The following is a 13,312-nucleotide window of genomic DNA, read 5'->3' as shown; positions in this document are numbered from 1 at the left end:
AGCGCAATAAGTGAATACAAAACAGCTTGTGCGCTCTTAGTTCAGTTGGTAGAACGCAGGTCTCCAAAACCTGATGTCGGGGGTTCAAGTCCTCCAGGGCGCGCTCAAGAGCAAAAAATAAAGCCCGAAATAATTACGCAGCTGCTACATTAGCAGTTAGTGATAATAATTTCGGGTAAACTTATTGTATTTGCAGTTGTTTTGCTTTCAATTAAGTAAAATAGAGTCGAAACTGCAAAACTGGAAGAACAAATTTTAGATTTTAAATTTTAGATTTTGGTGAAGCAGCCCGGTCTTCTCTACGAAACGCTTCGCTAAGGGGTTTTCCCCCATGAGTGACTGCTGAACCCGAAGGGATTGACAAAAAATCAAAATAAATGCACAACCCAGAATCTGAAATTAAGTACCTTTGCCTTAAAGCGCATGGTAAATCTAAAATCCAAAATCCAAAATCCAAAATCCAAAATTGAGTAAGAAACGGGGGGATAAAGGGTCGTGGCCAAAAAAAGTGAAGCAGAATTACCAGAAAACACAAATGGTTTTAGCTTAGGCAACTTCATACAGGGAACCAAAGAAGAACTTGACAAAGTAGTTTGGCCCAGTCGGAAGCAAATAGTGAGCGAATCCGCTGCTGTGTTGTTAATGGTGGCACTCTCCGCATCTTTGATATACTTGGTCGATGGATTGTTTGGTTGGGCAGCAAAACAGGTGTTCTGATGACTTTTGCAACAGACGAACCTCGCAACTCCACGTTGCAGTCGGAGGAAACAGGAGAAACAGCAGAAGCAGCGTCAAAAGAAGCACGCTGGTATGCTGTACAAGTAGCTTCAGGCTGTGAAAAGCGTGTAAAGACTAACTTGGAGCAACGCATTCAAACTTTTGATGTAGCTGACAAAATTATCCAGGTAGAAATTCCGCAAACGCCAGCGGTGAAAATCCGCAAAGATGGCAGTCGTCAGCATACAGAAGAAAAAGTTTTTCCTGGCTATGTGCTGGTGCGGATGATGATGGATGATGATACCTGGCAGGTGGTACGAAACACCTCTCATGTAATTAACTTTGTCGGTTCAGAACAAAAACGTGGTAGCAGCAAGGGTCGCGGTCATGTCCACCCCATACCACTGAGTTCTTCGGAAGTTGAACGTATATTCAAACAAACCAGCGAACAAGAAGCTGTTGTCAAAATTGACATGGCTACTGGTGATAAGATAATGGTGCTTTCTGGTCCATTTAAAGACTTTGAAGGCGAGGTAATTGAAGTATCTCCAGAACGGAGTAAACTTAAAGCCTTGCTCTCAATTTTCGGCAGGGATACACCAGTAGAATTGGAATTTAATCAGGTAGAGAAACAGAGTTAAATACAAATGGCGAAGAAAGTAGTGGCGGTCATTAAACTGGCCCTGAATGCTGGAAAAGCCAACCCAGCACCACCAGTTGGGCCCGCCTTGGGTCAACATGGTGTTAACATCATGATGTTCTGCAAGGAGTACAACGCCAAAACAGCAGACCAAGCTGGAATGGTGATACCTGTAGAAATTTCGGTTTTTGAAGACCGGAGTTTTACATTTGTACTCAAAACGCCACCAGCATCAGTGCTGATTCGGAAAGCGGCGAAAGTTGAAAAAGGCTCAAATGAACCCAACAAAAAGAAGGTTGGCTCAATTACTAAAGCCCAATTGCAAGAAATAGCCCAAACAAAACTCCCCGACCTCAATGCCAACGACATCGACGCGGCAATGAAGATTGTGGCAGGAACGGCTAAGAATATGGGTATAACGGTCAAAGATTAGTCATTGGTCATTGGTCATTAGTAAAAAAATATGAAATGACAAAGAACAAAGGACAGATGACAAAGGACTCATAAAAAATTATCGGGGGAGAGGCGAGGCTTCGGAATTACCCCAGGAGAAAAAAATGGCAAAAATATCGCGTCGTTTGCAGACGCTGCAAGCAAAAGTAGAAGATAAGGATTATCATCCTTTAGAAGCTTTAGCCCTTCTCAAAGACACAGCAACAGCTAAATTTGTTGAAGCAGCCGAAGCGCATATCCGGTTAGGAATTGACCCCAAATATACAGACCAACAGTTGCGGACAACGGTAGCACTGCCTAAAGGTACAGGACAAATTGTTCGGGTGGCAGTGATAGCCAGAGGCGAAAAGGTAAACGAAGCCAGCAACGCTGGGGCTGATATAGTTGGGTCAGAAGAACTAATTGACGAAATCCAGAAAGGTAGAATGGATTTTGACAAGCTGATTGCCACACCAGATGTGATGCCACAGGTGGCAAAGTTAGGTAAGTTGCTAGGCCCCCGTGGTTTGATGCCATCGCCCAAAGGTGGAACCGTAACATTTGATATAGCAAGTGCGATCGCAGAATTCAAAGCTGGTAAATTAGAATTCCGAGCTGACAGAACTGGTATCGTTCATGTTATGTTTGGTAAGACAACCTTCTCGCCTGAAGATTTGTTAGTCAACCTGAAGGCATTGCAGGAGACGATTGACCGTAACCGTCCTTCAGGAGCTAAAGGTCGTTATTGGCGCACATTTTATGTGTCAGCCACAATGGGGCCATCAATTAAAATTGATGTCACCGCCCTACGAGATTTAAAACTGAGCGAAGTAGGTTAATTTTTAGTCATTAGTCATTTGTAAAGACAAAAACAAAGGACAAATGACTAATCATAAAATCGAATAGGCAAAGCCGGAGACAGCAGGTGCTAATAGCTTAAATACCCTGCCGAGGTTAAAACTCTAATTGTCAAAATTACCACCCCTAAAGGCGTGATAACTATGGCATCACGAGTCTTAATACTCAACCCCGGCTAATACTAGCCGGGGTTTGTTGTTTGGGTTTTCAGGTTTAAAAGAAACATACAAGTAGGGCACTTCCCCGATTATTTTAAGGAGGTGAGATTGGAATGGGTAGAACACTAGAAAATAAAAAAGAAATAGTAGCTGACCTCAAAGAAACTTTGAGTGAGTCAACTCTGGCACTGGTAATTGACTATCAGGGGCTAACAGTTTCGGAAATCACAGACTTACGGCGGCGGCTACGTCCTAGTGGCACTGTTTGTAAGGTGACGAAGAATACCCTGATGGGCATTGCCATTGAAGGTGATGAGAAATGGCAGCCTTTATCGGAATTGCTCAATGGTTCTTCCGCCTTTTTGCTAGTAAAAGATGATTTTTCATCGGCAATTAAGGCATACCAAGAATTCCAAAAAGTTACCAAGAAAACAGAACTTCGTGGTGGTGTCCTGGAAGGTCGCCTACTCAAAGAACCTGATGTCAAGGTACTGGGAGACTTGCCATCTAAGGAACAACTCATCGCGCAAATTGCTGGGGCTATCAACGCCTTGGCTACCAAGATTGCTGTGGGTATCAACGAAGTTCCTGGTTCACTGGCTCGTGCTTTGAAGGCTGTGGCCGACCAAGAACAAAGTGGTGGTAGCACCGAAACTGCTGCTGTACAAGATAGCAGCGCCCAAACCGCTACTGAAGATAATAGCAGTACTGAACCTGCTGCTGAATAAACTTTGTGGTTCATCAGTCAAGAGTCAAAAGTCTATAGTTAAAGACTAATGACCCCTGACAAATAAATAATCAAAATTACAGGAGTTATATCAATGTCTGCTGCAACCGATCAAATTTTAGAACAACTAAAAACCCTTTCTTTGCTGGAAGCTTCTGAGCTAGTCAAGCAAATTGAAGAAGCTTTTGGCGTAAGTGCTGCTGCACCTGTTGGCGGTATGATGATGATGGCTGGCCCTGGTGGTGCGGCTCCGGCTGAAGAAGCTGTTGAGCAAACCGAGTTTGAAGTGATTCTCGATTCAGTCCCAGCTGATAAGAAGATTGCTGTGCTGAAGATTGTCCGGGAATTGACCGGTTTGGGTCTGAAAGAAGCAAAAGACTTAGTAGAAGCTGCTCCCAAGGCAGTTAAGGAAGGCATTGCTAAGGATGCTGCTGAAGATGCTAAGAAGCGCATCGAAGAAGCTGGCGGTAAGGTGACTATCAAGTAGTCACAATTCTATTAGCAATTTTTACATTAAGGGAGTCTGAGTCAGGCTCCTTTTTTTATCGAGACAGAATTCAGGAGTCAGAATTGTAAACGAAAAATTGTTAAAAATCTGCCAAGTGGACAAAAAAATGTTAACTTAGCAAGCGATTGATGCGATCGCGCTTCACATTCAAGGATGGTAATAAATTTCTATTCAAAGAAGGGTTAAGGATGTAAAACAATCATAATTTACACCCAAACTCCTAAGCCCTAAATTTTATACTTCTTCTGAATTTTCACTCTTACGTCCTGGGGATGCTTCGTAAAGTGCATCTAGATGTTGACGCGCATCTTCAACGTTAATCGAACGCATTACCAAAAGCGGTTCTTTAATTAAGTTACCTGCACTATCTAATAACTCTGGATGGGGTACAAACTGTTTTTTTGATGAATAATAACCGTATTTACCTTGATTATTCATTGGTGAGGAATTCGTTGGGTAAGTTCGCTCGCGATCAAAACTGAACATGATCAGGTTACGAATTAAGTTGCCAACAGCCATAAATGCAAGGATTGTAAAAGCAAGAATGTAAAGCAGGTGTAACATTAGATTTTCCTCCAGAACAACAATTTTTAAAACTTTATTTTGTAACGCTTTGTTTCGCCGACACTGTGACTCACAGTTAAGATGACTATTTGACGCACTTTGGTGCTATTACATTTATATGAAGCTATTTGTCAACCGTTATTTCACTTACGGTAGCATAGGATACATTATCTTGTTAATCCAAATAATGTTAAGAAATTGTTAAGCTTTTTCTACTATCTCTTTGATGACTGGTTTAGCATCTTGTCGTTAGACATTAGCTAAATAGTCTGCGGAAATTTAACAGATGCTCCCATCTATTTAGACTTCACGCTCTTGACGAAAGCGCATTGCAACATTCCAGCATTCTGTTACTAATTGATGCCAAGGCATTAACGTTGCCATATCAATCCCGACTTGTTTATCGGTAGCAGCAAATAGCATTTTAGCTGTACTTAGTTCTTCTTGCGCTTGTTTAACACGTAAGAGCAAATCAGATTGTTCTTGGTCACTCATAAATGATAGCTGCTCAGTTTCGAGTAAATGGCGCGATCGCGTAAACCAATGCTGAAAATCTTCTAGCAGTGGTTCTAAAACCGTTTTCAGCAACTCAGTCCCTGGTAAATTTGAGTCTGACATAAATAAGAAGGATTTTTCCAACTTTCTTACTAATATTAACGTTATTTACGTTTCTTAATATTCTTTTTATTTATTATAATCTAATAATTTCGGTAAATGTAAAAAAATGTAACAAATACTACAGATTTTATTATATAGTCTTGCTAATAGGTCTGTACAGTTCCTTTGGAGAGACCGTATATATTCGAATGGGGGAGTAGCTGACACCGAGTTGCAATTCATAAGATAATTTAGCGATGTCTACGACGGGCTACGCCTACGCCTGGAATCCTGAATTTAATACTCAGCTACCCGATCAAAAATTTATCGAAACAGAATTCAGGAGTCAGGAGCCAGAATGGGCTAAACGCCCCGCTTCCGCTAACAGAATGAATTTTGTGTGACTGGCGGATAGCGCAGCGTAAAGCCTTCTCTACGAGAGGCTGCGCCAACGGCATGGCTTCGCTTAGAGCGAGTCTGCGAGCGTCTGAATCAAGGGGTTTAAGACCCCGACTAAATCGAAGATTTAGTGGTCTTCATCAGTGGCGAGTCTGAATCCCCCACTGATAGCGTAGCGTTAGCGAGTCCGCGAGCGTCTTGATTCAGAATTCAGAATTCTGAATTCTTCTTCAACTTTATCCCTGACGAAAATTAATTCGGTAGTTGGAAGATAAAGCTGAACTGGCAAAAACCAAAGTCGCTATAGTTGAGTAAGCCTACAGATTCAGATAAATCACCTTTTGTAATCACTTCGCCAACGGTTCAGCAGCCAATGTCGCCAAATTCATCAAATCAATCACAACAGTCAGAACAAGTTGAAAAAATCTATTTACCACGTACCAGCGAATCGGAGAACTTAAAAAAGATTCGTCACACTGCTTCCCATGTAATGGCAATGGCGGTACAAAAGCTGTTTCCCAAGGCGCAAGTTACAATCGGCCCTTGGATAGAAAACGGTTTTTACTATGACTTCGATAGTCCAGAACCATTTAGCGAAAATGATCTCAAAGCCATCAAAAAAGAGATGGCGAAGATTATCAATCGCAAATTGCCAGTAATTCGGGAAGAAGTCAGCCGCGAAGAAGCCGCACGCCGGATTCAGGAAATTAACGAACCTTATAAGCTAGAAATTCTGGGAGATATCAAACAGGAACCAATCACCATTTACCACCTGGGGAATGAATGGTGGGATTTGTGCGCGGGGCCTCATCTGGAAAATATCAGTGAATTAAACCCGAAAGCAATTGAATTAGAAAGTGTTGCGGGCGCTTATTGGCGTGGGGATGAAACTAAAGCCCAATTACAGCGCATCTACGCCACCGCTTGGGAAAGTCCAGAACAACTGGCTGAATATAAGCGGCGTAAAGAAGAAGCACTACGCCGAGATCATCGGAAACTTGGCAAAGAACTGGGATTATTTATATTCTCTGATTTAGTAGGGCCGGGTTTACCTTTGTGGACACCAAAGGGTACTTTGTTGCGGAGTACCTTAGAAGACTTCCTCAAGCAAGAACAATTAAAACGGGGTTACTTATCTGTAGTAACACCTCACATTGCCAGAGTAGATTTATTTAAAACCTCTGGACATTGGCAGAAATATAAAGAAGATATGTTCCCCTTAATGGCAGATGATCAAGAAGCTGCTGCACAGGAACAGGGCTTCGTTATGAAGCCAATGAACTGCCCCTTCCATATCCAAATATATAAGAGTGAGTTACGCTCTTATCGGGAACTACCGATGCGCCTGGCGGAATTTGGTACTGTTTACCGCTACGAACAATCAGGAGAACTGGGCGGTTTAACACGGGTGCGCGGTTTTACTGTAGATGATTCTCACCTGTTCGTTACTCCAGAACAGCTAGATAGCGAATTCCTCAGCGTGGTGGATTTGATTTTGTCGGTGTTCAATAAGCTGCAACTGAAGAACTTTAAAGCTAGACTCAGTTTCCGCGATCCTGCTAGCGATAAGTATATTGGTTCTGATGAAGTTTGGGACAAAGCCGAAGGTGCAATTCGCCGGGCAGTTGAAACCTTGGGGATGGAACACTTTGAAGGTATTGGAGAAGCCGCATTTTATGGCCCCAAACTTGACTTTATCTTTAGTGATGCCCTAGATCGGGAGTGGCAATTAGGAACTGTGCAGGTAGATTACAATTTGCCAGAACGCTTTGAGTTAGAATACGTCGCTGAAGATGGGGTTCGCAAACGTCCAGTGATGATTCACCGTGCGCCTTTTGGTTCACTTGAAAGGTTGATTGGGATCTTAATTGAAGAATATGCGGGCGATTTTCCTTTGTGGTTAGCGCCAGTGCAAGCTAGATTACTACCCGTGGGTGATACACAGCTAGACTTTGCTAAAGATGTGGTGGCGAAGATGAGAGCCTTGGGCATCCGTGCAGAAGTTGATACCAGTGGCGATCGCTTGGGTAAACAAATTCGCAATGCAGAGAAAGAAAAAATACCCGTGATGGCTGTGGTTGGAGCGAAGGAAGTGGAAACCAACACCTTGAGTATCCGTACCCGCGCCTCTGGGGAATTGGGAGTTATCGCTGTTGATGAGGTGGTGGATAAGATGAAGGATGCGATCGCTAAGTTCGAGAATTTCTAAATAAAATTTAACCGCAGACGCACACTAATTATAATTGGTGTGCGTTTTTTTTGTGGATTGGAGCATTAGCTAGCTGGTAGGTTTTGGTAGGGTGCGATCGCGTTCTACTTGTAGGCTGAAACCCTAAGTTAACGGAGTTCAGAGGTGGATTCATCCGGTTCAAATACTCGTTGACGGAGATAAAAGGTGGATTCATCCAGTTCAAATACTCATTTTAATTTTAACTTTTCATGGGATTTGGAAGTTCAAAAAGTATTACAGACAACAAAAGTTTTCTCAATCACCGCACCCAAGAAAACTTTCTGATTTATTCAAGACTGATAGCATAGATTTAAAGACTTGTGGAATCTGCTCTTCCTAAACAGACTAGACTTGCATAAATTAATGTCAATAATTTTTGACTAACATTATGAACCGCTTTACCTCTATTTTGCTGGCTGGCTTGATAGCATCTGCATCAGCTTTGGCTATTTCTCCAAAAGCTGAGGCTAATACACCAGCGTCTTATGTTACTGAGTCTGATAGCTACGGCTATCGAGACAACAATGATGGTAACTACGAACGTCATAGTCGTCACTACAGAAATGGTGATTATGACCGCCAGAACGACCTTCGCAACATTCGTGACAACGATCGCCGTTATGACCGCAACAACGATCGCCGCTATAACCGCCGATATGACCGCGATAACGATCGCCGATATGACCGCGATAATGATCGCCGCTTTGACCGCGATAACGATCGCCGTTTTAACCGTGATAACGATCGCCGCTTTAATCGCGATAATGATCGCCGCTTTAACCGCGATAACGATCGCCGATATGACCGCGACAATAACCTTCGTAACATTCGTGATAATAACTTTCGCTATGAGCGCGATCGCAACTGGGGTCGTTATTAATCCCTGTGCCTATCTATTAAGCTTACTTCCAAGTGAACTGAGCATTGATTCTACTTGGCGGTAGGACAGACACGATCTCTTTTTCCACTCATTGCCATATCTGACTTTTCACTCTTACCTAAAAAACCTCGCTTCCATTCCCTAGTAAGAAAGCTTGCTCAGGGTTTAGGTTTAGCGTTAGCTTTTCTATATGATGATGTGAAAAGTCAGATTTTTATTAAATCAAAAATTTACCCTCAACCAAGACTCATTAACGGAGTTGAGAGGTGGATTCATCCAGTTCAAAAACTCATTAATGGAGTTCAAATACCTCGTTCACTTGTTAGCGATCGTTAATGTCCTTTGATAACCTCTGCAAACTCCTGTCCGAAAAACATCCTGCTACCTTTGCCAGTTGGGTATTAGGTACACCCCAAACTTCCGTCAAAGTCCTCAAAACCGAATTGAGCATTGAACCAATTCGCGCTGATTATGTCACATTTTTACAATTACAAGGACGCATTCTCCATCTGGAATTTCAAACCAAACTAGAATCTACGCCACCCCTACCCTTGCGGATGCTAGATTATTGGGTGCGCTTGTATCGTTTGTATCGTCTACCAATAACGCAAGTTGTCGTATTATTGCTTCCCCCTTCACCAGAAACAGTAATTGAAACTGTCTTCTGTGTGGAAACTACCCGTCACGAATATCGCGTGATTCGCTTATGGGAAGAAAATCCCGAACTATTCCTCAACGATCCAGCTTTGTTACCATTAGCACCACTGGCCGCAACCACGCAACCCGAAGCTTTGTTGCAACAAGTTGTGGGAAAAGTTAGCCAACTTGAACCAAGACAACGACCAGAAATTTCTGCTTACACCCAAATCTTAGCGGGGTTAAAATACAATCAAGATTTGATTCGACAATTATTTCGGGAGGGTATGATGCGCGAGTCAGTGATTTATCAAGAAATTCTCGCTGAAGGGGAACAACGAGGACGCGAAGAAGGACGAAAGGCAGAAGGGCAATTGCTGATTCTCCGTCTGCTTACTCGACGGGTGGGAGAATTACCCCAAGAGGTGCTTGACCGTATTGAAACTCTCTCTTTAGAACAATTAGAAAATCTCGGTGAAGCATTGTTGGATTTTCAGGCGATCGCGGATTTAGAAACCTGGTTTGGTACATTAGACGTAGGAGTGAAAATGACGTAAGCACAATTTATGAATTATGCCTACAAGGATTTCGGGCAACGCATAATTAATTTCACTCCTACGTCTATTAGATGAATCTTTCCATTTGAGCCAATGTCTGATAGCGTTAAGGGAAAAAATAGTTTCAGAAGAACGAAAGCGAGTTGAGCTAATCAAATCGCTACATTAGAGTTCAATTAACTTGAAGCCCCAAGGTTTGAGAGCCCCTAAAGCTATTTCTTCACTTACACCTTCATAAGCTTCCCATTCCAACGGGTGTTCTTTAGGATGTCCGTCGCCGACATTACCTGCAACTTTAATTATTGGACAGTTGGCGATGCGATCGCGCTCCAACCCTTTTGGAACTACTAGTTGGACTTTGTGACCGATAAACTTCGCTGTACTTTCTTCAGCAATCGATTCACGGATTAAACAAATATCACCAGCTGTCCCCCAAGTAGTTTGGTAGATGTGGAGGAATGATATATAAGGTGCTGGTTTGATGGATCTTTTTAGAACATGCATTATCTGTAATCCTTACACTATGAATCAAAAATCATAAATCATATAAGTATTTTCTATCACGTTCGTAGGGAAGAAGAATGTTTTTAACTCACTTTTTGCACCTAGTCTAAGTGATGTAGAGATTTCTTGGTGAAATATAGTCGTTTTCTAGTCATAATACAGACCTAACCCCCAGCCCCTTCCCTTGTAGGGAAGGGGAGTAAGATCAGAGTGGAATCAATACTTTTCGGGTTTTGGGGGAAAGGGTAAAGGGAAAAGGTTTGAATTTCCCTTTACCCATTACCCTTTAACCTTTCCCCAGACCAAAAGAGAGATTATTGGGTTTAACCGAAAAGTATTGAGAGTGGAATAGCATACAAAGGAGACATTGCTAGAACACGATAATTGCCCATAAACTAGCTGCCAAAGCGATCGCTGCTAAATGTTGTCCAAGGAGGGATTTCACTGGTTGCTTGGCAATTTTTTGAGTTAATAACATAGTCATCAACACTGAGAAAATTATCGTTGCACCTTGCAAAAAGGCAATCACAGCCGGGTGAGCAACCAATATTGGCAATTGTTCTCCGCCCAAACCAAGAGTAGCAAAGGTAACAGGTAAAATCCGTCCACCTTCGCCTAAGCCCAAACGCAAATAGTGAGCCAAGTTTCCGCCCAACACCAATGGTAAATAGCCATAAGCAAGTTCTACAAATGATTTTGGCTTTCGGTTAAAGTTCAACAATTTCAGCAAACGATAAACCCCAAAGGTAAAGATCGCTGGGATAATTAACACTAGCAGCGATAATCCGAAGTGCTGCCAAAACTGAGTTAAATCCAGTTGTAAACCCAACCAAGATTGCAATTCTGGCAAGCGATGCAGATATATCCCACCCAACAGCAAAAACAATAACGCTACTTCATAAGTGCGGGGTACATGAGTTGTCCACAATTCAATTCCAGGGGGACGCAAGTTGAATTCAACGGAACGATGGGGACAGGCTTTCAGGCAAGTCATGCACAATACGCAATCTCGGTTATCTTCTAACTGCGCGGGGTGGGAGTATAAAGGACATCCATTCGTTTCCATTCCTTCACCCTTTTGCGGCCCACCTTTATAGCACTGATAGGTAGTGCAACTGGCAGAACATATTCCTTGCTGGGCGCGGAGTTCCGTCATTGAGAGTTTGGCAAATAAACCATTCATCCCACCAATGGGGCAAAGATAACGACACCAAAACCGCCGCTCAAAAATGGCAGAGAAAATCATCGCCCCGGCGGTAATTAACAGCAGCAAACAAGCGCTGAGGTAAGCAGTATTTTCTAAATGCCAGAGTTCTTCCCATAAGAAAATTAGGGTGAATAAACCAAACATGAACCATCCGCCCCACTTCTCAGCTTGCTGTCTCGGCCAGCGTTTGAGTTGTCGAGGCCATAGCCAGAGAGATAACTTTTGGGTAATTTCGCCGTAAATCATGAAGGGACAAACAGAACACCAGATGCGTCCCAAAAAGGGAAAGAGAAATAAGAAGAAAGGCCACCACCAAGCCCAAAATAGATTTAATACGAAATTGCGATCGCGGGTTTGTGGCCCAATAAATAACACCGCAACGATGATTGCAAAAACCGTTGCAGTAAAACCATAGTTAATGCGATCGGGCCACCAAGGACTACGCAAAAACCGCCGCAAACTAGGATAGGCATTTAACAGATTTACTCGAAATCGTTTTTTCTTCGTTTCAGCTGGCCAGAAAATTTCTTCTGTTAATTCATCAGTACCCTCAGCTTGCACGATCGCTCTTTCAACCAGATTTTTCAGTTCCTTGAGGTTCCCAGGAAAATCATAAGACTGGAGGCGACGTAAAGCTTCTGGGGTAATATGCGGTTTCGGAACGCCTCTAGAGCGAATGTAGAGACTAGTATAATATTCGACCTGCGCCTGAATATCAGCTTTTCGCACCCTTAGCGGTGGTACTTTAATAATGTGGCCAATACAGCGTTCAATTGTCGGCTGAGTTTTTTCTGAAACAATCAGAATTCTGGCTTTACTGGGGCGAGGTTCCGGTGCTGGTTCTCCAGAACGAGCCACGGGGGTATATGTGCCAGTTTTGAGTAACTGCGTCACGGGAGGCAATAATTCTTCGGGCAATTCTTGGATGTTGTTGAGAACTAGAGTACCTTCCCCCAACCATTCCAACAGTCCTGATTTACCGCCAGCGCGACCAAATAAGTCTGCGCCGCTCGTTTGCAGAATACCGCAATTTACTTTAATGATTGGTTCTCGCCGTTTTGGAGAACCAAAGTGGATGAGAGCTGCTATATTGTCTTTTTCTAGCCCTGGTTCTCCGAAAATATCCACTGATTTGCGGTCAGCAGCCGCTTCTCGAATTTGCTCCCGCAACCTCACAGCATATCGACTTGTACCGACAATACCTCGTTGGGCTTTGGTAACTAAATATGGCCGCAAAGCTACAGAACGTTCTTGTTCATAGCCAAGTGCAGATGTTGCCTGAGCTAATTCTTGAGCCAATTGACGCGAAAAAGCCTGAGCAATTTCGGGGTACTGGGTGACTAACGCCCGAAATTTATCAGCAGGTACAACCCACAAATGACATTCAGTTACTGTAGTAATTGTGAATGGAGTTAATTCTTCCAGCAGCAATTCTTTGAGTTCAATCACTGCTCCGGGAAGGAATCCACAAGCTAAGGCTGGGTTGCTTTGATTGGTGCTATTGCTTTCGAGCTGACCTTCTACAAGAATATAAAGGGCTTCTGGAGAATTGCCTTCACTAACCAAGTCAGTTTCGGCTGGTACAACTTGTTCTTCAATTACTTGTGCGATCGCATTTAACACTTCATCAGAGAGAATTCCTAAACTGGTGCGTTCTTGTAGCCATATAACCGTTTCTGGAGATGTCATCTTAAGTTC

At 42.9% G+C, this 13,312-nt stretch carries 15 protein-coding genes, 1 tRNA gene and 1 other annotated feature; of the genes, 11 read left to right on the top strand and 5 right to left on the bottom strand.

Features of this window, described 5'->3' with window-relative positions; translation table 11 throughout:
* Positions 1-30 precede the first annotated feature (30 nt).
* The 7 genes from ACFFRD_RS08330 (at position 31) to rplL (ending at position 4,019) form a co-directional block, all read left to right on the top strand.
* Positions 31-103, top strand: a tRNA-Trp gene (locus ACFFRD_RS08330).
* Positions 104-495: 392 nt separating this feature from the next.
* Entirely contained in the window at positions 496-717 is a 222-nt protein-coding gene (gene secE / locus ACFFRD_RS08325) for a preprotein translocase subunit SecE (protein ID WP_012412090.1), read from the top strand.
* Positions 717-1,358 carry a transcription termination/antitermination protein NusG gene (gene nusG, locus ACFFRD_RS08320; RefSeq protein WP_012412091.1) on the top strand — a complete coding sequence of 214 codons (642 nt, stop codon included), beginning with the start codon at positions 717-719 and terminating at the stop codon, positions 1,356-1,358. The genes secE and nusG overlap by 1 nt, the downstream gene beginning before the upstream one ends.
* A 6-nt stretch (positions 1,359-1,364) precedes the next feature.
* Positions 1,365-1,790 (top strand): 50S ribosomal protein L11, encoded by a 426-nt coding sequence (gene rplK, locus ACFFRD_RS08315; RefSeq protein WP_012412092.1) that lies wholly within the window; start codon positions 1,365-1,367, stop codon positions 1,788-1,790.
* Positions 1,791-1,914: 124 nt separating this feature from the next.
* A complete protein-coding gene (gene rplA / locus ACFFRD_RS08310) occupies positions 1,915-2,628 on the top strand; it encodes a 50S ribosomal protein L1 (RefSeq protein ID WP_012412093.1) in 714 nt (237 codons plus the stop codon).
* Positions 2,629-2,683: 55 nt separating this feature from the next.
* Positions 2,684-2,853: a sequence feature (ribosomal protein L10 leader region), on the top strand.
* Between the two features lie 65 nt (positions 2,854-2,918).
* Positions 2,919-3,533 carry a 50S ribosomal protein L10 gene (gene rplJ, locus ACFFRD_RS08305; RefSeq protein ID WP_392481127.1) on the top strand — a complete coding sequence of 205 codons (615 nt, stop codon included), beginning with the start codon at positions 2,919-2,921 and terminating at the stop codon, positions 3,531-3,533.
* A 93-nt stretch (positions 3,534-3,626) separates the two neighbouring features.
* Complete coding sequence (gene rplL, locus ACFFRD_RS08300) at positions 3,627-4,019, top strand: 50S ribosomal protein L7/L12 (RefSeq protein WP_012412095.1); 393 nt, start codon at positions 3,627-3,629, stop codon at positions 4,017-4,019.
* A 255-nt stretch (positions 4,020-4,274) separates the two neighbouring features.
* On the opposite strand, the gene ACFFRD_RS08295 is transcribed toward rplL, so the two are convergent.
* Positions 4,275-4,604, bottom strand: a complete 330-nt coding sequence (locus ACFFRD_RS08295) for a DUF2973 domain-containing protein (protein ID WP_114081429.1) — start codon at positions 4,602-4,604, stop codon at positions 4,275-4,277.
* A gap of 300 nt (positions 4,605-4,904) precedes the next feature.
* A complete protein-coding gene (locus tag ACFFRD_RS08290) occupies positions 4,905-5,222 on the bottom strand; it encodes a DUF2605 domain-containing protein (RefSeq protein ID WP_012412097.1) in 318 nt (105 codons plus the stop codon).
* 236 nt (positions 5,223-5,458) lie between these two features.
* Between ACFFRD_RS08290 and ACFFRD_RS08285 the strand changes: the two genes are divergently transcribed.
* A complete protein-coding gene (locus ACFFRD_RS08285) occupies positions 5,459-5,605 on the top strand; it encodes a hypothetical protein (RefSeq protein WP_194143299.1) in 147 nt (48 codons plus the stop codon).
* A gap of 368 nt (positions 5,606-5,973) precedes the next feature.
* Positions 5,974-7,809 (top strand): threonine--tRNA ligase, encoded by a 1,836-nt coding sequence (gene thrS, locus ACFFRD_RS08280; RefSeq protein WP_114081428.1) that lies wholly within the window; start codon positions 5,974-5,976, stop codon positions 7,807-7,809.
* 28 nt (positions 7,810-7,837) lie between these two features.
* Here thrS and ACFFRD_RS08275 read toward each other — a convergent pair whose 3' ends face one another.
* Positions 7,838-8,005 carry a hypothetical protein gene (locus ACFFRD_RS08275; protein WP_392481126.1) on the bottom strand — a complete coding sequence of 56 codons (168 nt, stop codon included), beginning with the start codon at positions 8,003-8,005 and terminating at the stop codon, positions 7,838-7,840.
* Positions 8,006-8,218: 213 nt separating this feature from the next.
* On the opposite strand from ACFFRD_RS08275, the gene ACFFRD_RS08270 reads away from it, so the two are divergent.
* The gene (locus ACFFRD_RS08270) at positions 8,219-8,710 is read left to right on the top strand and encodes a hypothetical protein (RefSeq protein WP_392481125.1); all 492 of its coding nucleotides are present in this window, start codon (positions 8,219-8,221) and stop codon (positions 8,708-8,710) included.
* A gap of 335 nt (positions 8,711-9,045) precedes the next feature.
* On the top strand, positions 9,046-9,903 hold the full coding sequence (locus ACFFRD_RS08265; RefSeq protein WP_392481124.1) for an Rpn family recombination-promoting nuclease/putative transposase: 858 nt from the start codon (positions 9,046-9,048) through the stop codon (positions 9,901-9,903).
* Between the two features lie 165 nt (positions 9,904-10,068).
* Here ACFFRD_RS08265 and ACFFRD_RS08260 read toward each other — a convergent pair whose 3' ends face one another.
* Together ACFFRD_RS08260 and ACFFRD_RS08255 are read right to left on the bottom strand one after the other, a co-directional pair.
* Positions 10,069-10,407 (bottom strand): hypothetical protein, encoded by a 339-nt coding sequence (locus ACFFRD_RS08260; RefSeq protein ID WP_392481123.1) that lies wholly within the window; start codon positions 10,405-10,407, stop codon positions 10,069-10,071.
* A gap of 370 nt (positions 10,408-10,777) precedes the next feature.
* On the bottom strand, positions 10,778-13,303 hold the full coding sequence (locus ACFFRD_RS08255; protein ID WP_392481122.1) for a sigma 54-interacting transcriptional regulator: 2,526 nt from the start codon (positions 13,301-13,303) through the stop codon (positions 10,778-10,780).
* Positions 13,304-13,312 lie beyond the last annotated feature (9 nt).

This window comes from Nostoc sp. C110 (assembly GCF_043099725.1).
GTDB lineage: Bacteria > Cyanobacteriota > Cyanobacteriia > Cyanobacteriales > Nostocaceae > Nostoc > Nostoc muscorum_A.
This window is presented reverse-complemented; position numbering and strand designations above follow the sequence as displayed.